The following is an 18,120-nucleotide window of genomic DNA, read 5'->3' on the forward strand; positions in this document are numbered from 1 at the left end:
CGCGCGCCGGGGTACCCGAGCGGCATGGCCGTCACCACACCGTCCGCCGTCGAGCGGGCCGCCGCCGCGCTGACCCGGCTCCGGCACGCCCGCCTGCTGCACCCGGCCGGACTCACGTTCACCGCCGAGGTGCAGACCTGGGGTGCGCCGGGACCGCCGACCGGGGTGCCACTGCTGGACCTGCCCGGCCGGTGGCCGGCGACGGTCCGCCTGTCCAAGGGGGTGCCCACGCCGGGCCGCTGGCCGGACGTGCTGGGTGTGGCGGTGCGCCTGCACCGCGACCCGGAGCCGCCGGTGGACCTGTTGGTGAGTTCCAGCGGGGCCCCGCCGGTGCTGCGGAACCTGCCGCTGCCCCGGCGGCGCTTCTCCGGGACGTACACGTCGATCATGTCGTTCCGGGCCGGCGGACGGCGGCTGTTCCTGGCGGTGCTCGCCGACCCGGAGTCACCCGACCTGGGCCGCGGCCTGGCCGAGGCCGGCGCGGTGGTGGCCCGCGACGAGCCCCGGCTGGTGTTGGCGGTGGCCTCGGCGGTGGGGCCGTGGCGGCCGTTCGGCGAGGTACGCCTCGACGCGGAGCGCGACGCCGCCGAGGACGCCGCGCTCGCCTTCGACCCCGTCGGCAACGTGCCGGCCGGACTGCGTCTGATCGGCCCGCTGGCCCGGTTGCGGGACGACAGTTACCGGGGGTCCCGCCGGGCCCGGGGGGCCGGGCTCAGTCGGTCGGTTCGACGGGGGTGACGGTCTGGTCGGAGGTGCGGTGCTCCAGCACGGTGTCGGGAGCGGCGTTCTGGTCCTCCTCCCGGAGGTCCGAGTCGGCGAGGATGGCGCTGGCCTGTGCCTCCGCGTTGTCGCTGCCCGCCGCCGCCTCCTCCGGCAGCAGGTGCGCGCGGGATTCGATCCGGTCCTGGTCACTCTGGTCATGGCTCGTGGTCATGGCTGATCCCATACCCCGTGTTCCGCACTTCGGAACGACAGCCGGACTTCCGGCCGACGTCGGGTACGCTGGCCGACGTGACGAGGTCGTATCGATGGTTTAGGCAGCCGGCTGGAGGAGCCGGTGACTCGACCATGAGCTGACGTCACTTTCCTCTTCGAGCCGGCCGGGCAGGGTTGATCCCCTGCCCTTTCGTATGCGAGCAGCCGGCTCGGTCCCTGGGCGCCGGCCCCGGGGCACGGTCGGCGAAAGGATCCCGCCGTGACCACCTCCCCGGATGCCCATCGGGTCATCGACCAGCGGATCGACCGCGTGGTGCCGTTGACCACCCCGGCTCTGCTGCACCACCACCTGCCGTTGGACACCCCGCTCGCCGAGGCGGTCGTGGCCGGTCGACGCGCGGTCGGCCGGGTGCTGGACCGCGCCGACGACCGGCTGCTGGTCGTGGTCGGCCCCTGCTCGGTGCACGACCCGGCGGCCGCCCTGGAGTACGCGGGCCGGCTGCGCGAGGCCGCCGCCCGGGTCGCCGACGACCTGCTGGTGGTGATGCGGGTCTACTTCGAGAAGCCGCGCTCGACGGTGGGCTGGAAGGGCCTGATCAACGACCCGGCGCTGGACGGCTCCGGGGACGTCAACACCGGCCTGCGCACGGCTCGGGCGCTGCTGCTGGACGTGCTGCGGCTGGGCCTTCCGGTGGGTTGCGAGTTCCTCGACCCGATCACCCCGCAGTACATCGCGGACACCGTGGCGTGGGGCGCGATCGGCGCGCGGACGGTGGAGAGCCAGGTGCACCGGCAGCTCGCCTCCGGCCTGTCCATGCCGATCGGCATGAAGAACCGCCCGGACGGCAGCATCGCCACCGCCGTGGACGCGATCCGGGCGGCCGGCGTGCCGCACGTCTTCCCCGGCATCGACGTCTCCGGCACCCCGGCGATCATGCACACCCGGGGCAACGCCGACGGGCACCTGGTGCTGCGCGGCGGTGGCGGCCGGCCCAACTACGACGCCGGGTCGGTGGCCGGGGCGCTGGAGCTGCTGCGCGCCGCCGGGCTGCCCGAGCGGGTGGTGGTCGACGCCAGCCACGCCAACAGCGGGAAGGACCACCGCAACCAGCCGCGCGTCGCGGCCGACGTGGCCGGGCAGCTCGCCGCCGGGCAGCGCGGCATCGTCGGGATCATGCTGGAGAGCTTCCTGCTCGACGGCCGGCAGGACCTGGACCCGACCCGCGCGCTGGAGTACGGCCGATCGGTCACCGACGCCTGCATCGGCTGGGACACCACGGACGAGGTGCTGGAGCACCTGGCCCAGGCCGTCCGCGCCCGCCGGGCGGTGCTCCCCACCCCGGCGTGAGCGGCGGTTGTGCGGGTTTGACCGGTTCGGGCTCGGGTAGGTGGTCGGCGTGACCGATGACGCGCCCGTGACGGAGCAGCCGGACACCCGGCCGCTCGACGACCTGCTCGACGACCTCTACCGCGGCCAGGAGCGGATCAGTCAGGTGGACATCTACCGCCGGGCGGTGGCCGCCGAGCTCCCCGCGGAGTTGCTCACCCGGATCGCCGCGCTGCCCCAGGGCGAGTACGCGGTGGACGAGGCCGCCGACCTGTTGGGCGGCACGGTCGCCTGAGCACCCCCGTCGACCCCGAGAGGACGCGACATGACCGACCGCAGTTCCGACCACGAACACCTGGCGGCGCTCGGCCAGCCACCGGAGGGCGTCGACACGCTGCCGGAGCCGGACTTCGCCAACGAGCACGACCGCACCGCGGTGGACCGGGAGATCATCACCGGGGACGACGAGGAGGAGCGGGAGCCGGAGACGTCGCGCGGCTGGGCCGGCGAGGACCACGGCACCACGCCCACCTGATCGGTGGCACACAGGCGAACGGGGGGCCGGCGCACACGCGCCGGCCCCCCGTCGTCGTTCCCGCCGGGTCACTTCTCGTGGTGCTCGCCCTCGGCCGCCTGCTGGGCCACGGCGTACCCCATCTGGAGGAAGTCGGAGGCGGCCACCGCGGTCAGCGCGGTGGCGACCAGCCGGGTCAGCCGGGGGGCCAGCACCAGCCCGCCGGTCAGTCCGGTGGCGACCCACACCGCGAGGCAGAACGGGCAGCTGACCAGTTCGCCCAGGGCGTGCCGGGTGGCGCTGCCCTCGTCGCGTACCTGCTCCATCACCTCGCCGCTGCCGATCGGGTGGTCGTAGCGGGTGAACGGCGCGCGCAGCGGGCTGGTGATGGCGTCCTTGGACAGCAGCCGGCTCAGCTTGTGGGTGGCCACGGAGAGCAGCACCACGTCGGCCGGGCTGGGTCGTTCGGGCACCGGACGGCCGGTGGCCCGGACCAGCCCGACGAGCGCGGCGGTAACGCCCGCGTACGTGCCCATCGCCTTCAGGTATCCCTCCAGCGGACGGTGCTCGTGCGGTGCGTACGCCTGGCGCAGGCGCGCCACCTTCTGCTTCAGGCCCGTTCCGGTCACCCGGCCTCCTTCGTCGTCGTGCCGGCCGGACTCAGCCGGCGGTCAGGTTGTCGGCCACCTCGCGGTCGAGGCTGGCCAGGATCTCCTCGGCGGTCCCGTGGTCCGGACCGGCCAGGTCCAGCCGTACCCGGGCGCCGCCGGCGTCGGCCGGGCGCACACCGATCTCGGCGGACCAGTCGGCGGCGCCCCACCGGGCCCGCATGTCCTCGGCGTCGACCACCTCCACCCGGAAGTCGCCGGAGCGGCGCAGCTTCTCGGGCAGCCAGGCGGAGAGGCGGTCCGGGTCGGTCGCCGTGTTGAACACCACCTCGGGTGGCGCGGACATGCCGCGCTCGGCGTGGTCGGCCATCACGCGTCCCGCAGCCGGCTCGGGTCGACCTCCCGGCCGGGGTGCCGGGCCAGGTACTCCGTCTCCAGTTCGGCGGTGCGCCGCAGGTGGTTGGCGAGCGCCGAGTCGGTGGCGTGCCGCAGCGTGTCCAGCCGGGTCCGGTGCAGGCTGCGCATCTCCCGGGTCAGGTCCTCGTCGCTCAGTTCGACCGGGTCCACGCCGATGTGCTCACCGTCGGTGTCGACAGTGCGGGCGTGGTCACCGTCCCACTCGGCGACCCGCTGTTCCGGGCTGGCGTCCCCGCGTACCGATTCGGTCATCGTCGCCCCCTCGTCTCGTTCGGGTTGGCATCTGTTCGGATGCCCAGCGGGAGTGTCACCAAACCCTCGTCCCGACTACGACGCCACGTCGGAGACGGGCGGCGGCCCCGGTACCCTCGTTGTCATGAAACGGCTCTGGACACCGGCGTGGATCGTCCGCCACGTGGCCATGGTCGTGCTGGTGGTGGGTTGCCTCGGGATGGGCTGGTGGCAGGTCACCCGCGCCGCCGGGGGGAACGCGATCAGCTTCGGTTACGCGATCGAGTGGCCGGTGTTCGCCGGCTTCGTGGTCTTCGTATGGTGGCGTGAGGTCCGGCAGGCGCTGCGCGCCACGCCGGCCGACCCGTCCGCCGACGCGAGGTCGGTCGTCCCGTCGACCGACCCGTCGGCGCGGGCCGCCGAGCCGGTCGCCACCACCCCGGCGGTACGCCGGCCGGTGCGCGTCACGCGGACGCCGGCGTCCCCGGCGGACGGGGCCGACGACGCCGAACTGGCCGAGTACAACCGCTACCTTTCCTGGTTGAACGCCAATCCGGGCGCCCGGCCCGGTGACTATCCCGGCTGAGGCCGGTGCGGAAGGACGGACGACGGTGGGCGGAGCCCTTACCCGGTACCGCGTGATCGCCTGGATCGTGGGCGTGGCGCTTGTGGTGCTGGTCCTGATCGGCATGCCGCTGAAGTACGGCTTCGACAACCCGAGCGTGGTGGGCGTGGTCGGGGTGGCACACGGCTGGCTGTACATGGTCTACCTGGCGCTGGCCTTCGACCTGTCCCGGCGGGCCGACTGGCCGCTGAAGCGGATGCTGCTGGTGATGCTCGCCGGCACCGTGCCGTTCGTCTCGTTCTACGCCGAGCGGCGGGTGAGCCGGTGGGTGGCCACGGAACGCCTGCCGCGTACGCCGGAACCGGTCGCCGGCTGACCGCGGCGTTCACCGCGCGGGCCGCCACGGCCGCGCGCCGGGCGGGTCGGCCCCGCCGGCCGCTCGAGCCGCGTCCCGGGCCCGCCGCAGCGCGCGGGTGACCTGACCGAACTGCCGCTCGTCGTCGCTGCTGAACAGCAGCACCTCGGCGCCGCGGACCCGTCCCCACAGTTCGTGCGCCGGCGGTCGCCAGCGGTCGCCGAGCAGCACCAGCAGCAGGGGTACCAGGCCGGCGGCGCCCAGTGTCAGGTACGCCTCGGCGGTGAGCCGGTGCAGGCCGCCGGTGAAGCCGAGCGCCAACCCGACGCCCGCGACGAGCGCCGCGGAAACGGCGACCGCCCGGACGGCGAGGCGGTCGTGCGGGCCGCGGGCGGTCGCCAGGTGGGTGATCTCGGCCACGGTCCAGGTGTTGCGGCCGACGGTGAAGCGCTCGGCGGTGACCACGATGCCGGCTCGGGTGTAGAGCAGGGTGGGTGCGGCCGGGCGGGGTGGCGGGGTGGCGGAACTGTCGGTCTGCACGGGGGGCCTCCCGGGACGCGGGTGTCCCGTGGTGGGAGTTCCCGGTCCGGGTTTCATTGTCTTGCCGGCGCGCCACCCGACCTGCGGTTTCCGGCCCGGCGGGCGGTCGGTGCGACGGGTGGGCGACAGCCGCGCGACAGTTTCGGGTCTTTGTCGGCATTTTTGCCCGGCAATGCTGACGGCATCCGCCTACAACGACGAATCGGACGAGCCACGCCTTTGTCGCACCCGGTCGCCACGACGCGACAGGAGGTCGCCGAAAGGCGCACCGAGCGTCAACCATCCCTCTGGTAATTTCCGACACTTTGCTAACTTTCGCCCCTGCTTCAACTCCCGTCTGCTTTGATCACGGGTTAGGTTGTCCAGGTCGGTCACGGTCGACCGCCGTCCACCCGGACGGCCCCGGGCCGATGTCGCCGGGTTCGCGAACGCGCCCCGACGGCTGTGGGAGAGGAGCTTTCCGCTCTTGTCGTCCTTACGGATACTGCTCCGCTCACTGGCGGTGGCCGGCCTGTCGGTCGCGCTGCTCGCCCCGGCACAGGTGGCCCGGGCCGAGCCCACCCCCGCCGAGCTGACGAAGCAGATCGAGAAGTCCTCGACTGAGCTGGAGCGAATCGTCGAGTCCTACAACAACCTCAACGAGGACATCAAGGCCAACAAGGCCACGGCGGCCAAGCTCCAGGCCCGGATCGGCCCCCTCCAGGAACAGGCCGAACGCAGCCGCGCCGACGTGGGGCTGCTCGCCGCCACCGCCTACAAGACCGGCGGCATGCGTGCCGCGGCCGCCCTGCTGGAGCCGGGCGGTCAGGCGTCGCTGCCGGAGCGGTTGGGCACGCTCGACCAGCTGACCCGCCAGCGGCAGCGCGTCATCACCGGGTTCACCGACGACCAGCGACGGCTGATCGACCAGAAGACCCGGCTGGACGCCACGCTCGCCCGCGAGGCGGTGCAGGCCAAGCAGCTCAAGGCCGCGAAGACGCGGATCGAGGCGGACCTGTCCGACCTCTACGAGGCGCGCCGCAAGGCGTACGGCCGGGCCACCGAGGCGCCCGGCAAGGCCAGTTCCGCGGGCACTCCCCCGGCCGTGTCCGGCAAGGCCGGCGTGGCCGTGCGGTACGCCTACGGCGCGGTCGGCAAGCCCTACGGCTACGGCAACGACGGCCCCGGCAGCTACGACTGTTCGGGTCTGACGCTCGCCGCGTGGCGGACGGCCGGGAAGTCACTGCCGCACAGCGCGGCGCGACAGTGGAGCGCGACCACCCGGATCAGCCGCAGCGAGCTGCAACCGGGTGACCTGGTGTTCTACTCCGGGCTCGGGCATGTGGCGCTCTACGTCGGCAGCGGCCAGATCATCGACGCGCCCAGCGCGGGCCGCAACGTCAGCAAACGCGGCATGAACATCATGTCGATCGCGGGCTACGGCCGGGTCTGACCACGAGACGGCGAACGGCCGGCGTCCCCTGTCGGGCGCCGGCCGTTCGTTTGCTCGTTCGTGCCCGGTCAGGCCGCCTGGAGCCCTTCCGCGCGAGCCAGCTCACGCAGCCGGCCCAGCGCCTGGATCTCCAGCTGACGGATCCGCTCCCGGGACAGCGAGAACCGCGAGGCGACCTCGGTCAGCGAGTGCTCCCGCCCGTCCTCCAGGCCGTACCGGGCCCGCATGATGCCGGCGGACCGGTCGTCGAGGTGGTTGAGCAGGCCCTCGATCCGCTGCCGCTCCAGGCCGGTGAGCACGATCTCCTCCGGCGACGGCGCGTCGCTGTCGGCGACCAGGTCACCGAGCTTGGTGTCGCCGTCGTCGCCCACCGGGGTGTCCAGCGACACGGTGTCCTGCGACCAGCGGACCAGCTCGTTGACCCGCTCGACGGTGACGCCGAGCGACTTCGCGATCTGCTCCGGCTCCGGGTCGCCGCCCAGCTCACGGGTGAGCTGCCGGGCCACGTTGCGCATCCGGTTGACGTCCTCCACCAGGTGCACGGGCAGCCGTACGGTCCGCTCCTGCTGGGCGATCGCCCGGCTGATTGCCTGCCGGATCCACCAGGTCGCGTAGGTGGAGAACTTGAAACCCCGCTCGTAGTCGAACTTCTCGACCGCGCGGACCAGGCCGGTGTTGCCCTCCTGGATCAGGTCCAGCATGGGCATGCCGGAGCGCACGTAACGTCGGGCGATCGAGACGACCAGCCGCAGGTTCGCGCGGATGAACAGGTCCTTGGCGCGGTCGCCGTCGGTGACCACCTGCTCCAGTTCCGCCCGGGTGACGCCGTCGGGCACCTGGTCGGAGTCGAGCAGGTGCTCGGCGTAGAGGCCGGCCTCGATCGCCTTGGAGAGATCGACCTCCCGGGCGGCGTCCAGCAGCGGCGTACGGGAGATCTCGTGCAGGTAGACGCCGACCAGGTCCCGCTCCTCGGCGACCTCGTCGGTACGCATGCCGATGTTCTTGTCCACGATTGCCACGGTCCCCTCGCTCGCGCCGGTTGCCCGGTTCCTTGCCATCCCCACGTTCATCAGCCCTCCCGTAACCTCCGCTGTGCCCGTAGGTGCTGACACCTACACAACAGATGCGACGCGTCGGGGATTCCATGCCGTGAGTCGAAACTGTCACGAATGCCTGAGTAGTAGCTGAGAGCCCGGTCCATGTTTCCTGTTAGGGACCCGGTTCCGGCGGCTGTCCGACCACCCGTGCAACGGCAGCCGCAGCGATCCCGGTCAGTGCGGGATACGCACCCGTGGGCCGATCGGTTCAGCCACGCTCGTCGGATTACCCTCCGCCTCGTTGAACAATCCGGGCGGGGAAAGCCGTCCCCTCCCCGCCCGTGATACGCGTCGCACCCACCTCGCGGATGCGGGGTGGGCGGCGGGGATGCGGCCGACCGACCGGCGGTCAGGGGGCGAGCAGGGCCAGGGCGCCGCGTACCTGGTGGGCGGAGCGGGCCAGCGCGGCCCGGGCGGCCGGCACCTCCGCGCCGGAGACCAGCGCGACCAGGGCGGTCTTGAGGTCGCCGTCGGCCTCGCGCAGCGCGACCCGGCACACCTCCTCGGCACAGCCGGTGGCCTCCATGAGGATCGAGATCATGCGGCCGCGCAGTTTGGCGTTGGTGGCAACCATGTCGATCATGAGGTTCGAGTAGACGCGCCCCAGGCGCACCATCACCGCCGTGGAGAACGTGTTGAGCACCAACTTCTGCGCGGTGCCGGCCTTCATCCGGGTCGACCCGGTGACCACCTCGGGTCCGGTGTCCACCCCGATGAACACGTCCACCGCCGCGGCGGCCTCGGCCTCCGGGTTCGCGCACAGCAGGACCGTCCCGGCCCCGCCTGTCCGGGACGCGGCGAGCGCCCCGAGGACGTACGGGGTGCGCCCGCTGGCCGCCAGGCCCACCACCAGGTCACCGGCGTGGACGCACTCGGCGGCCTCGGCGGCGCCACCGCGCTCGTCGTCCTCGGCGTCCTCGACGGCCCGCCACATCGCCTCCGGCCCTCCGGCCAGGTGCGCGCAGAACCAGTGCCGCGGCGAGTTGAACGTGGGGGCCAGCTCGGCCGCGTCCAGCACGCCGAGGCGGCCGGAGGTGCCGGCGCCGAAGTAGTGCACCCGGTGCCCGCCGCGCAGCGCGGCGACGGCCAGGTCGACGGTCTCGGCGATCTCGGCGAGCACGGCGGTGACCGCCGCCGGCACCCGCCGGTCGGCCTCGTTGATCACGGTGAGGACGTCGCGGGTGGACATCAGGTCCAGGTCGACGCTGAGCGGGTTGCGCCGTTCGGTCGGCGCGCCGACGCGCACCACAGGTCGCACCGCGGCCACCGGTTCGCGCTCCACCCGACCCGCCGTCATCCCCGCCTCCGCCCGGGGCCGACCCGGTGCGACCGGACGGCCTCGGCGGTGGCTTCGAGCGCCTTCTTCGTTCTTGCCCGGCTCCTCGCGGCCACCCCGACGAAGAGGCAGTCGACCACGGTGAGCTGGGCCAGCCGGCTGGCGGTCGCGCCGGAGCGGTAGGTCGTCTCCCGGGCGGCGGTGGTGAGCACGTGATCGGCGACCTCGGTGATCGGCGAGCGGGGGAAGTTGGTGAGCGCCACGGTGGTGGCGCCGCGTGCCCGCGCCTGTTCCAGCACCTCGATGACGTCGGAGGTGGTGCCGGTGTGCGAGATGCCGACCGCCACGTCGCCGCGCCCGAGCAGGGCGGCGGAGGTGAGCGCGGTGTGCACGTCCGGGAAGTAGAACGCGATGCGGCCGATGCGGTGCAGCTTCTGCTGGAAGTCGGAGGCGACGAAGCCGCTGGCACCGGCGCCGTAGACGTCGATCCGGCCGGACCCGCCGATCGCCTCGACCACCTGCTCGCAGACCGCCGGGTCGAGTTGCTCGGCGGTCTCCTCGACGGCCCGCGCGTCGTTGAACGCGATGGTGGCGATGATCTGGGCCAGGTCCGCGCCCGGCGGGATGTCGCCGCCGACCACCCGCGCGTCGGGTGGCTCGACGCGGCGGGCGGCCTCGGCGGCGAGTCGGATCCGCAACTGGGGATAGCCGTTCATGCCGACCGAGCGGCAGAACCGGATGACTGTCGCCTCGGATGTCTCCGCGGCGGTGGCGAGGTCGGTGATGGTCCGCCGGGCCGCGTCCGCCGGGTCGGCGACGACCAACCGGGCCACCCGCTGTTCGGCCGGGGACAGCGAGGGGAGCAGACCGCTGATGTGGACGATCAGTCCACCGGACTCGTGACTCGCAGAAATCTTCGGACTCTTCGCCACGGATGAAACTTACTTTCACAGCGCGTGAGCGTCAACCATGACACCGCGTATCGGGAAATTTACCGTCTTCCGTGGCGCTCCACGTCAAGGTTCCCATCGTCGCAGCCCGGCCGCCTCATCCGGTCCGGCGGACCACCTTCCGACAGCGGTCCGGGACGTCGACCGTCGCGCGGGGCGGGCCGCCCGGACGGCCGCGACCGGGCGGGCCGGTCGGCCTCGGCCAGCCGCCGGTCGGATGGTTGGCTAGCGTGTGCCCATGACGGAACGCACGGTGCTGGTTACCGGGGGCTCGGGCGGGCTGGGCGGCGCGGTCACCGCCACCTTCCTGCGCTCCGGATGGCGGGTGGTCGCACCCGGCCGGGAAGGCGACGCCGACGACCACGGCGACGGCGACCAGCCGGTCCGGGTCGTGGCCGACCTGCTCACCCCCGAGGGGGCCGCGCGGGCGGTCGAGGCGGCCACCACGGACCCGGCCGCGCCGCTGCGCGCGGTGGTCAACCTGGTCGGCGGGTACGCAAGCGGCGGGCTGGTCCACGAGACCCCGATCGAGGAGTTCGACCGGATGCTGCGGCTCAACCTGCGCCCGACGTACCTGGTCACCCGGGCGGCGCTGCCGCACCTGGTCGCGGCCGGCGACGGCGCGGTGGTCTGCGTCTCCGCGCGGGCCGCGGTCGCACCGTTCCCGGGAGCCGCCGGCTACGCCACCGCCAAGGCCGCCGTACGCGCGTTCGCCGACGCGGTGGCGGTCGAGTACCGGCAGCGCGGGGTCCGGTGCAACACGGTGCTGCCCAGCGTCATCGACACCCCGGCGAACCGGGCCGCCCAGCCCGACGCGGACCACCGGCGGTGGGTGCCCCCGGCGGAGATCGCGGCGGTGATCCACTTCCTGGCTTCGGCGGAGTCCGCGCCGACAAGCGGCGCCGGCATCCCGGTCTACGGTCGGGCCTGAACCGGCACCGGCCCGTCCCGGCCGGCGCCGGACGGGTGCGGCGGGCCGCCCGGGAGCGGACCGGGACCGGGTGCCGGGTCGTCCGGCAGCCACTCCCCCAGGTGCGCCCGGATCCGACGGGACACCTCGTCCGGCGGGCCACTGCCGTCCACCACCACGAAACTCGCGTACTCCGGCAACGTCCGGTACGCGGTGGCCGCGGCGGTGAGCCACCGCATGCTCTCGTGGTCGGTGCCGCGCCGCTCGATGCGGCGGTACGCCTCGGCCGGGTCCAGGGTGATCAGGAACGTCACCTGCGGCGCGGGGAAGATGCGGTACCCGACCCGGGCCAGCCGCTCCCAGCGCTGCCCGCCGTGCGCGCGGATGCTGGCGTACTGGCAGGCGGACCACCTGTCCATCACCGCCGTCCGGCCGGTGACCAGGCAACTGAGCAGGGCGCGCGCGATGGCCAGCCACCGCAGCACCGACTCGACCACGAGCAGGCCGCCGCGCCCGAGCAGCCGCTGCGCATCGGCCCGGCCGACCCGTTGGGCGAGCCGGCCCAGCCAGCGGCGACCGCCCGCGTTGCGTTTGTAGGTGGCCGGATGGCCGGCGGCGGTCAGCGCCTCGGCGAGCCGGTGGGCCTGGGTGGTCTTGCCCGAGCCGTCGATGCCGATCAGGGCGACGGCGCGCAGGGCACCGCCGCGCCGCGTACGCAGTGACCTGGCCACTTTGCCGAGGTTATCCGATCGGCGCATCACCTCGGTGATTCGTCACGTTTGTACCGTAGCGGGGCGGACCGGCCCCACAACAGGTGTGGGCGGAGGCTCTGCCGGGTACGCATCGGGGTCCCACCGCCCACCACGACAAGGGAGCCGCAAGATGGCCGAGCGCGGGGACGAGACCCTGGTACACACGCTGAAGAAGGTCGCCGCCGTGCTCAAACAGTCCGAGATCCCGTTCGCACTGGGCGGCAGCTTCGCGGTCTACGCGCATGGCGGACACTCCAGCGACCACGACGTCGACTTCCTGCTTCGGGAGGCCGACGTCGACCGGGCCCTGGAGGCACTGGTGGAGGCCGGTTTCACCGCCGAGCGTCCGCCGGAGGACTGGTTGGTGAAGGTGTACGACGAGGGTCGGATGGTGGACCTGATCCACCGGCCGGTGGAGTCGCCGGTGACCGACGAGACCTTCGCCGACACCATCGTCCGGCCGGTCGACGCGATCCACATGCCGGTGCTGTCGGCCAGCCAGCTCATGGTGCACAAGCTGCTGAGCTTCTCCCAGCACTACTGCGACTTCGCCCGCGCCCTGCCGCTGGCCCGGTCGCTGCGGGAACAGATCGACTGGGAGCGGGTACGGAAGGAGACGCAGCACTCGCCGTACGCGGAGGCGTTCCTGGTGCTGCTGGACCGGTTGGACGTGCTGCCCGACGGTGCGTCCGGTGGAAGGGAGACCCGGTGACCGGACTGTCCGGTGACGTACCGCCCGACGAGTACGTCGAGGCGGAGATCCAGAGCATGCTGACCGAGGACCCGTCCGTGGCCGAACAGGGCATCACGGTGGTGCGCCGCGAGAGCGGGCTGGTGCTCTCCGGCGAGGTGGAGAGCCCGCACCGCCGGGAGGAGATCCTGCGCCGGGTGACCGAACGGTTCCCCGACACCCCGGTCACCAGCGACATCGGGGTGACGCGTACGCAGGCGCCCACCCAGGTCGAGGAACTGCCGTGAGGGAGGTTCGATGGTGATCCGCATCGCCGCCGTCGGCGACGTGCACCTGGACGAGGACGTGGTGGGCCGCTTCCGCCCCGCGCTGGAGCAACTTCCGGACAGCGCCGACGTGCTGCTGCTCGCTGGGGACCTGACCCGGCACGGTACCGAGGCCGAGGCGCGCTGCGTGGCCCGGGAGTTCGGCGACCTCGGCGTACCGGTGGTCACCGTGCTCGGCAACCACGACCACCAGTGCGACCAGGTGCCGCAGGTGGTCAAGGTGCTCGAGGACGCCGGGATCACCGTGCTGGAGGGCACCGGCACCGTGGTCGAGTGTGCCGGCGGGCGGCTCGGGGTGGCCGGCGTGAAGGGCTTCGGCGGCGGGTTCGCCGGGCGGTGCGCCAGCGACTTCGGCGAACCGGAGATGAAATCGTTCGTGCGGACCACCCGGGAGAGTGCGGACGCCCTGGCCGCCGCGCTGCTCTCGCTGGACTGCGACGCGCTGGTCGCGCTGACCCACTACTCGCCGGTGCCGGACACGCTTGTCGGGGAGCCACCGGAGATCTATCCGTTCCTCGGCTCCTACCAGCTCGGGCAGGCGATCGACTCGGCGCCCACCGCGCTGGCGCTGCACGGGCACGCCCACCACGGCACCGAGCGCGGCACCACCCCCGGCGGGGTCCTCGTCCGCAACGTCGCGCACCCGGTGATCAAGCAGGCGTACAGCGTCTACCACCTGGGTGATCAGGTCGACTGAGCCAGGTTTCCGACTTCGGCGGCGCGGGTATCTCAGCCGCCATGGAGCTGATTCTTTGGATTCTCGCAGTCGTACTGGTGGTCGCCGGAGTTCTTGCCCTGTTCCGTCGGCAGATTCTCTGGGGCGTCGTCCTGATCGTCGTCGGCCTGTTGGTCGGCCCGGGCGGGGTGAGCATCTTCAACAACTAGCGACACCTCCCACCTCTCGACCCACCGGGGTCGTCGGGCCCGGGCGCTTGGTCCTCCCAGATCGAAGCGTCACGGCCCGACGGCCCCGGTGTTTCACGTTCCCGGCAACTCTCACCGCTCGGTGCGTAGGGGTTTGCCGCCCTCTCTGACGGAAACCTCTTGACCATGGAGATGTCGCAGAGCGCCGGGCGGCGTACCGCCGGGGCGCGCAAGTGGTGGGCCCTGCTCGGCTTCGGCGCCGCAACGTTCGCCGCCGCCGCCCTCGGCGGGCTGGGTGTCCAGGGCACCTCCACCGAGTACCAGAGCCTGGAGCAGCCCGCCTGGGCGCCGCCGTCGTGGCTGTTCGGCCCGGTCTGGACCGTGCTGTACGTGCTGATCGCGATCGCCGGCTGGCTGGTGTGGCGCCGGGTCGGCTTCGGCCCCGCGGTCTGGGCCTGGGTGGTGCAACTCGTGCTCAACGCGATCTGGACCCCGTTGTTCTTCGGCGCCGGCCGGTACGGGCTGGCGTTCGCCGAGATCGTGCTGATGTGGCTGGCGATCGGGGTCACCGTGGCCCTGTTCCGGCGCGTCTCCCGGCCGGCCACGCTGCTGATGCTGCCGTACTGGGCCTGGGTGACGTTCGCGTCGGCGCTGAACTTCGCGGTGTGGCGGCTGAACACCTGACCGGGCCGGGCGCGGGGGCCGGCACCCCCGCGCCCGGCGGGTTCAGCAGCGGGGTACGCCGGGGATGTAGCCGTCGTACCCGGTGTGGACGTAGGCGTCGGAGATGAACCGGCCGGAGCCGATCCGGTCCCAGATCGAGCTGGTCCCGTAGGTGCCGCTGACGCTGGTACCGCTGGTCTGGCACTGGATGGTCACCCTCGCCCCGTCGGCCACGGTGCCGACCGCGCTGTGGCCGGTGCCCGGACCGGAGCGGACCGTCAACGGTGCGCCGGCCGTGTTGACGGTGCCCTCCCCGGTGTCCGCGCCGCCGCAGCCGTTGTCGCTGGTGTAGGTCTTGGCACCCCAGTAGAGCGCCTGCGCGCCGTTGAACCTGATCTTCACGGAGCTGCCGTCGAGGCGCTGCTCGTAGTGCAGGTGCGGGCCGCTGGACCCACCGGTCGTGCCGACGTAGCCGATCACCCTGCCGTAACCGACGGTCTGCCCGACCGAGACGTTGAAGGCGCTCAGGTGGGCGTAGTAGGTGGTGTGGCCGCCACCGTGGTTGATCCGGACGTACTTGCCGTAGCTGGTGTCGCCGAGGTTGGTCACCACGTCGACCGTGCCGGGCGCGCTGGCGACCACCGGGTCACCGGCGTCGTCGGTCCGGTTGAAGTCGATCGCGTTGGCCGGGTTGTGGTCGGTCCGGGTCTTGCCGGACCAGGACTGGTTGCACGGGAACGGAACCTTGAACGTCGGCGCGGCCATCGCCGGCGCCGCCGGCACCAGGGTCGCCGCCAGAATCGTCACGCCCGCGCCGAGGGCGAGCCAGCGCTTGTGCATCCGCTTCCTCCGATGTCGAAAGCCTTCAATATGATGCGGGCATCCTGACAGAAACCTCCGCTCACGGGAAGAATCGTGGGAGCGCGCCCACGCAGGATGGCTGGATTTCGCGATTGTTACCTGGCCGTGTCCGGCTAGGGGTGGACCGGGCGCGATGCAAGCGCTTACATGTGGGGACGACCCATCGGACCGGCGCGGGTTCGATCCCTCAAGGCGCCGGCAAGGAAGGAGATCGGCATGGCGTTTGCCAAATCGCGCCCGGCTCTCGCGATCGCCGGCGTGCTGGGGCTGACGCTCGGCGTCGCCGCCTGTGGCACCGGTGACGACAAGAAGAGCGACAACGCGGGCTCGGCAGAGTGCGCGGCATACGAGAAGTACGACGGTCACGACGGCAAGAAGGTGACCATCTACTCCTCCATCCGGGAGATCGAGGACGAGCGCCTCCAGCAGTCCTGGAAGGAGTTCGAGGACTGCACCGGAATCGAGATCGACCACGAGGGCAACGCCGAGTTCGAGGCGCAGCTCCCGGTGCGGGTGGACGGCAACAACGCCCCCGACCTCGCCTTCATCCCGCAGCCGGGCCTGCTCAAGCGGTTCGTCGACTCGGGCAAGCTCAAGCCGACCGGTGCCGACACCAAGGCCATGGCCGAGCAGAACTACTCCCCCGACTGGCTGAAGTACAGCACCGTCAACGGCCAGTTCTACGGCGCCCCGCTCGGCTCCAACGTGAAGTCCTTCGTGTGGTACTCGCCGAAGACCTTCAAGGAGAAGGGCTGGACGGTCCCCACCACGTGGGACGACCTGATCAAGCTGAGCGACCAGATCGCGGCCAGCGGCACGAAGCCGTGGTGCGCCGGCATCGAGTCCGGCGACGCCACCGGCTGGCCGGCCACCGACTGGATCGAGGACGTCCTGCTCCGTACCGGCGGCCCCGAGGTCTACGACCAGTGGACCACCCACCAGATCCCGTTCAACGACCCGAAGGTCGCCGAAGCGGTCAACCGGGCCGGCAGCATCCTCAAGAACGAGAAGTACATGAACGGCGGCTTCGGCGGGGTGAAGAGCATCTCCACCACCGCGTTCCAGGAGGGCGGCACGCCGATCACCACCGGTAAGTGCGCGCTGCACCGCCAGGCGTCCTTCTACGCCAACCAGTGGCCGAAGGGCACCAAGGTGGCCGAGGACGGCGACGTCTTCGCGTTCTACTTCCCGGCCATCGACCCGGCCAAGGGCAAGCCGGTCCTGGGCGGCGGCGAGTTCGTCGCGGCCTTCGCCGACCGTCCCGAGGTCCAGGCGGTGCAGACCTACCTGGCCTCCGGCGAGTTCGCCAACAGCCGCGCCAAGATCGGTGACTGGGTGTCGGCGAACAAGAAGCTGGACCCGAGCAACGTGCCGAACCCGGTGGACAAGCTCTCCGTGGACATCCTCCAGGACGAGAAGACGGTCTTCCGCTTCGACGGCTCGGACCTGATGCCGGCCGCGGTCGGCGCGGGCACGTTCTGGAAGGGCATGGTGGCCTGGATCAACGGCAAGGACACCGCGTCCGTCCTGAACGACATCGAGGGCAGCTGGAAGTGATCTGAGGAGGGGGCCCGGGCCGCGTCGCGGCCCGGGCCCCCTCCCGCGACCGAACCCTTGAAGGAGGGTCGATGGAGTTCGACTTCGCGGCGGAACAGCCGAAGTTCCTCATGCTGATGTACGGGCTGATCGCTTTCGTCGCGGTGGTGGGCGGGTTGCTCGTGCTCCTCGACGTGGTGCCGGCCTGGTTCGCCCGGCGACGGGAGGCGCATCTGATCGCGGCCTCGGTGGGCGGCGCACCGCTTCCCCGGCGGCTCAAGAGGAGCCCCAGGAAGAGCAAGGACAACCTCGCGTTCCTCTACCCGCTCCTCGACGTGGTGGTGCCGGCCTGGTCCGCCCGGCGACGGAAGGCGCAACTGGCCGCAGCCTCGCTTCCCCGGCGGCGCAAGAAGGGTGAGGGCACGTTCGCGTTCTTCTTCCTGCTGCCGACGCTGCTGCTGCTGGCCATCGGGCTGGTGATCCCCGCCCTGCGCACCACGCTGCTCTCCTTCATGGACTCCAGCAGCAGCAACTGGGTGGGGTTGGACAACTACTCCTGGATGATCTCGGAAAACTCGATCATCCGAGTCCTGATCAACACCTTGATCTGGGTGATCCTGGTACCACTGGTGGCCACCGCGTTCGGTCTGATCTACGCGGTCCTGGTGGACAAGGCCCGGTTCGAGGCGGTCGCCAAGTCCCTGATCTTCCTGCCGATGGCGATCTCGTTCGTCGGCGCGGCCATCATCTGGAAGTTCGTCTACGCCTACCGCGGCGAGGGCGACCAGATCGGCCTGCTCAACCAGATCGTGGTCAGCCTGGGCGGGGAGCCGAAGCAGTGGCTGCTGGAGTCCCCGCTCAACACCTTCCTGCTCATCGTGATCATGGTCTGGATCCAGGCCGGTTTCGCCATGGTGGTGCTCTCCGCCGCCATCAAGGCCATCCCGGCCGACATCGTCGAGGCGGCCCGCCTGGACGGGGTCAGCCCGTGGCAGATGTTCTGGCAGATCACCATGCCGAGCATCCGTCCGGCGCTGATCGTGGTGGTGGTGACACTGTCCATCGCCACGCTCAAGGTCTTCGACATCGTCCGCACCGCCACCAACGGCAACTACGACACCAACGTGATCGCGACCGAGATGTACAACCAGGCGTTCCGCTACCAGGAGAACGGGCAGGGCTCGGCGCTCGCGGTGTTCCTCTTCATCCTGGTGATCCCGATCGTGATCTACCAGATCCGCAACCTGCGCCAGCAGCGGGAGGGCTGAG

The 18,120-nt window shown here is 71.7% G+C and carries 25 protein-coding genes; 15 read left to right on the plus strand and 10 right to left on the minus strand.

Translation table 11 applies throughout. The annotated features are described in order from the left end of the window. Window positions 1-24: 24 nt before the first annotated feature. Window positions 25-738, plus strand: a complete 714-nt coding sequence (locus tag ACLQ2X_RS04350) for a phosphodiesterase (protein ID WP_425679625.1) — start codon at window positions 25-27, stop codon at window positions 736-738. Here ACLQ2X_RS04350 and ACLQ2X_RS04355 read toward each other — a convergent pair. Further along, complete coding sequence (locus ACLQ2X_RS04355) at window positions 713-934, minus strand: hypothetical protein (protein WP_425679626.1); 222 nt, start codon at window positions 932-934, stop codon at window positions 713-715. The two genes, ACLQ2X_RS04350 and ACLQ2X_RS04355, sit on opposite strands and share 26 nt — an antisense overlap. A gap of 261 nt (window positions 935-1,195) precedes the next feature. Here ACLQ2X_RS04355 and ACLQ2X_RS04360 point away from each other — a divergent pair, with 261 nt between their 5' ends. The 3 genes from ACLQ2X_RS04360 to ACLQ2X_RS04370 are packed head-to-tail and all read left to right on the plus strand — an operon-like array spanning window position 1,196 to window position 2,798. Next, window positions 1,196-2,284 (plus strand): 3-deoxy-7-phosphoheptulonate synthase, encoded by a 1,089-nt coding sequence (locus ACLQ2X_RS04360; RefSeq protein WP_425679627.1) that lies wholly within the window; start codon window positions 1,196-1,198, stop codon window positions 2,282-2,284. Between the two features lie 40 nt (window positions 2,285-2,324). Beyond that, on the plus strand, window positions 2,325-2,558 hold the full coding sequence (locus tag ACLQ2X_RS04365; RefSeq protein WP_425679628.1) for a hypothetical protein: 234 nt from the start codon (window positions 2,325-2,327) through the stop codon (window positions 2,556-2,558). A gap of 30 nt (window positions 2,559-2,588) precedes the next feature. Continuing rightward, the gene (locus ACLQ2X_RS04370; RefSeq protein ID WP_425679629.1) at window positions 2,589-2,798 is read left to right on the plus strand and encodes a hypothetical protein; all 210 of its coding nucleotides are present in this window, start codon (window positions 2,589-2,591) and stop codon (window positions 2,796-2,798) included. Between the two features lie 68 nt (window positions 2,799-2,866). Here ACLQ2X_RS04370 and ACLQ2X_RS04375 read toward each other — a convergent pair whose 3' ends face one another. The 3 genes from ACLQ2X_RS04375 to ACLQ2X_RS04385 are packed head-to-tail and all read right to left on the minus strand — an operon-like array spanning window position 2,867 to window position 4,054. Continuing rightward, entirely contained in the window at window positions 2,867-3,406 is a 540-nt protein-coding gene (locus ACLQ2X_RS04375) for a DUF1360 domain-containing protein (protein WP_425679630.1), read from the minus strand. Window positions 3,407-3,437: 31 nt separating this feature from the next. After that, window positions 3,438-3,755, minus strand: coding sequence for a hypothetical protein (locus tag ACLQ2X_RS04380; RefSeq protein WP_425679631.1), 318 nt, complete (start codon window positions 3,753-3,755; stop codon window positions 3,438-3,440). After that, window positions 3,755-4,054 carry a DUF6158 family protein gene (locus tag ACLQ2X_RS04385; protein WP_425679632.1) on the minus strand — a complete coding sequence of 100 codons (300 nt, stop codon included), beginning with the start codon at window positions 4,052-4,054 and terminating at the stop codon, window positions 3,755-3,757. The genes ACLQ2X_RS04380 and ACLQ2X_RS04385 overlap by 1 nt, the downstream gene beginning before the upstream one ends. A gap of 124 nt (window positions 4,055-4,178) precedes the next feature. On the opposite strand from ACLQ2X_RS04385, the gene ACLQ2X_RS04390 reads away from it, so the two are divergent. Both ACLQ2X_RS04390 and ACLQ2X_RS04395 read left to right on the plus strand, forming a co-directional pair. Further along, window positions 4,179-4,619 carry a hypothetical protein gene (locus tag ACLQ2X_RS04390; RefSeq protein ID WP_425679633.1) on the plus strand — a complete coding sequence of 147 codons (441 nt, stop codon included), beginning with the start codon at window positions 4,179-4,181 and terminating at the stop codon, window positions 4,617-4,619. Window positions 4,620-4,644: 25 nt separating this feature from the next. Next, window positions 4,645-4,974 (plus strand): DUF3817 domain-containing protein, encoded by a 330-nt coding sequence (locus ACLQ2X_RS04395; protein WP_425679634.1) that lies wholly within the window; start codon window positions 4,645-4,647, stop codon window positions 4,972-4,974. A gap of 9 nt (window positions 4,975-4,983) precedes the next feature. Here the strand turns inward: ACLQ2X_RS04395 and ACLQ2X_RS04400 are convergent, their stop codons facing one another. Beyond that, the gene (locus ACLQ2X_RS04400; protein WP_425679635.1) at window positions 4,984-5,493 is read right to left on the minus strand and encodes a DUF6232 family protein; all 510 of its coding nucleotides are present in this window, start codon (window positions 5,491-5,493) and stop codon (window positions 4,984-4,986) included. A gap of 466 nt (window positions 5,494-5,959) precedes the next feature. Here ACLQ2X_RS04400 and ACLQ2X_RS04405 point away from each other — a divergent pair, with 466 nt between their 5' ends. Beyond that, complete coding sequence (locus ACLQ2X_RS04405; protein ID WP_425679636.1) at window positions 5,960-6,925, plus strand: NlpC/P60 family protein; 966 nt, start codon at window positions 5,960-5,962, stop codon at window positions 6,923-6,925. 68 nt (window positions 6,926-6,993) lie between these two features. Here ACLQ2X_RS04405 and ACLQ2X_RS04410 read toward each other — a convergent pair whose 3' ends face one another. From ACLQ2X_RS04410 to ACLQ2X_RS04420, 3 genes are all read right to left on the minus strand, one after another. Then, entirely contained in the window at window positions 6,994-7,983 is a 990-nt protein-coding gene (locus ACLQ2X_RS04410) for a sigma-70 family RNA polymerase sigma factor (protein ID WP_425680003.1), read from the minus strand. 388 nt (window positions 7,984-8,371) lie between these two features. Beyond that, the gene (locus ACLQ2X_RS04415) at window positions 8,372-9,319 is read right to left on the minus strand and encodes an N-acetylmuramic acid 6-phosphate etherase (RefSeq protein WP_425679637.1); all 948 of its coding nucleotides are present in this window, start codon (window positions 9,317-9,319) and stop codon (window positions 8,372-8,374) included. Beyond that, window positions 9,316-10,230, minus strand: a complete 915-nt coding sequence (locus tag ACLQ2X_RS04420; protein ID WP_425679638.1) for a MurR/RpiR family transcriptional regulator — start codon at window positions 10,228-10,230, stop codon at window positions 9,316-9,318. The genes ACLQ2X_RS04415 and ACLQ2X_RS04420 overlap by 4 nt, the downstream gene beginning before the upstream one ends. 256 nt (window positions 10,231-10,486) lie before the next feature. On the opposite strand from ACLQ2X_RS04420, the gene ACLQ2X_RS04425 reads away from it, so the two are divergent. Continuing rightward, window positions 10,487-11,179: an SDR family NAD(P)-dependent oxidoreductase gene (locus ACLQ2X_RS04425; RefSeq protein ID WP_425679639.1), complete on the plus strand. Its 693-nt coding sequence runs from the start codon at window positions 10,487-10,489 to the stop codon at window positions 11,177-11,179. Here the strand turns inward: ACLQ2X_RS04425 and ACLQ2X_RS04430 are convergent. Continuing rightward, a complete protein-coding gene (locus ACLQ2X_RS04430; protein WP_425679640.1) occupies window positions 11,164-11,889 on the minus strand; it encodes a dTMP kinase in 726 nt (241 codons plus the stop codon). The genes ACLQ2X_RS04425 and ACLQ2X_RS04430 overlap by 16 nt on opposite strands. Window positions 11,890-12,040: 151 nt before the next feature. On the opposite strand from ACLQ2X_RS04430, the gene ACLQ2X_RS04435 reads away from it, so the two are divergent. The 5 genes from ACLQ2X_RS04435 to ACLQ2X_RS04455 all read left to right on the plus strand — a co-directional run bounded on the left by ACLQ2X_RS04435 (window position 12,041) and on the right by ACLQ2X_RS04455 (window position 14,475). Beyond that, the gene (locus ACLQ2X_RS04435) at window positions 12,041-12,622 is read left to right on the plus strand and encodes a nucleotidyltransferase (protein ID WP_425679641.1); all 582 of its coding nucleotides are present in this window, start codon (window positions 12,041-12,043) and stop codon (window positions 12,620-12,622) included. Between the two features lie 56 nt (window positions 12,623-12,678). Further along, window positions 12,679-12,888: a hypothetical protein gene (locus tag ACLQ2X_RS04440; RefSeq protein ID WP_425680004.1), complete on the plus strand. Its 210-nt coding sequence runs from the start codon at window positions 12,679-12,681 to the stop codon at window positions 12,886-12,888. 10 nt (window positions 12,889-12,898) lie between these two features. Beyond that, complete coding sequence (locus ACLQ2X_RS04445; RefSeq protein WP_425679642.1) at window positions 12,899-13,624, plus strand: metallophosphoesterase family protein; 726 nt, start codon at window positions 12,899-12,901, stop codon at window positions 13,622-13,624. 41 nt (window positions 13,625-13,665) lie between these two features. Beyond that, window positions 13,666-13,812: a GPGG-motif small membrane protein gene (locus ACLQ2X_RS04450; RefSeq protein WP_425679643.1), complete on the plus strand. Its 147-nt coding sequence runs from the start codon at window positions 13,666-13,668 to the stop codon at window positions 13,810-13,812. A gap of 165 nt (window positions 13,813-13,977) precedes the next feature. Continuing rightward, entirely contained in the window at window positions 13,978-14,475 is a 498-nt protein-coding gene (locus ACLQ2X_RS04455; protein ID WP_425679644.1) for a TspO/MBR family protein, read from the plus strand. Window positions 14,476-14,517: 42 nt separating this feature from the next. Here ACLQ2X_RS04455 and ACLQ2X_RS04460 read toward each other — a convergent pair whose 3' ends face one another. Further along, window positions 14,518-15,294 carry a peptidoglycan DD-metalloendopeptidase family protein gene (locus ACLQ2X_RS04460; protein WP_425679645.1) on the minus strand — a complete coding sequence of 259 codons (777 nt, stop codon included), beginning with the start codon at window positions 15,292-15,294 and terminating at the stop codon, window positions 14,518-14,520. A 237-nt stretch (window positions 15,295-15,531) separates the two neighbouring features. On the opposite strand from ACLQ2X_RS04460, the gene ACLQ2X_RS04465 reads away from it, so the two are divergent. Beyond that, entirely contained in the window at window positions 15,532-16,872 is a 1,341-nt protein-coding gene (locus tag ACLQ2X_RS04465; protein ID WP_425679646.1) for an ABC transporter substrate-binding protein, read from the plus strand. Window positions 16,873-16,943: 71 nt separating this feature from the next. Further along, window positions 16,944-18,119, plus strand: a complete 1,176-nt coding sequence (locus ACLQ2X_RS04470) for a carbohydrate ABC transporter permease (RefSeq protein WP_425679647.1) — start codon at window positions 16,944-16,946, stop codon at window positions 18,117-18,119. The last annotated feature ends 1 nt before the right edge of the window (window position 18,120 follow it).

Origin of the sequence: Micromonospora sp. DT31, assembly GCF_049841795.1 — a bacterium.
Taxonomy (GTDB): Bacteria; Actinomycetota; Actinomycetes; order Mycobacteriales; family Micromonosporaceae; genus Micromonospora.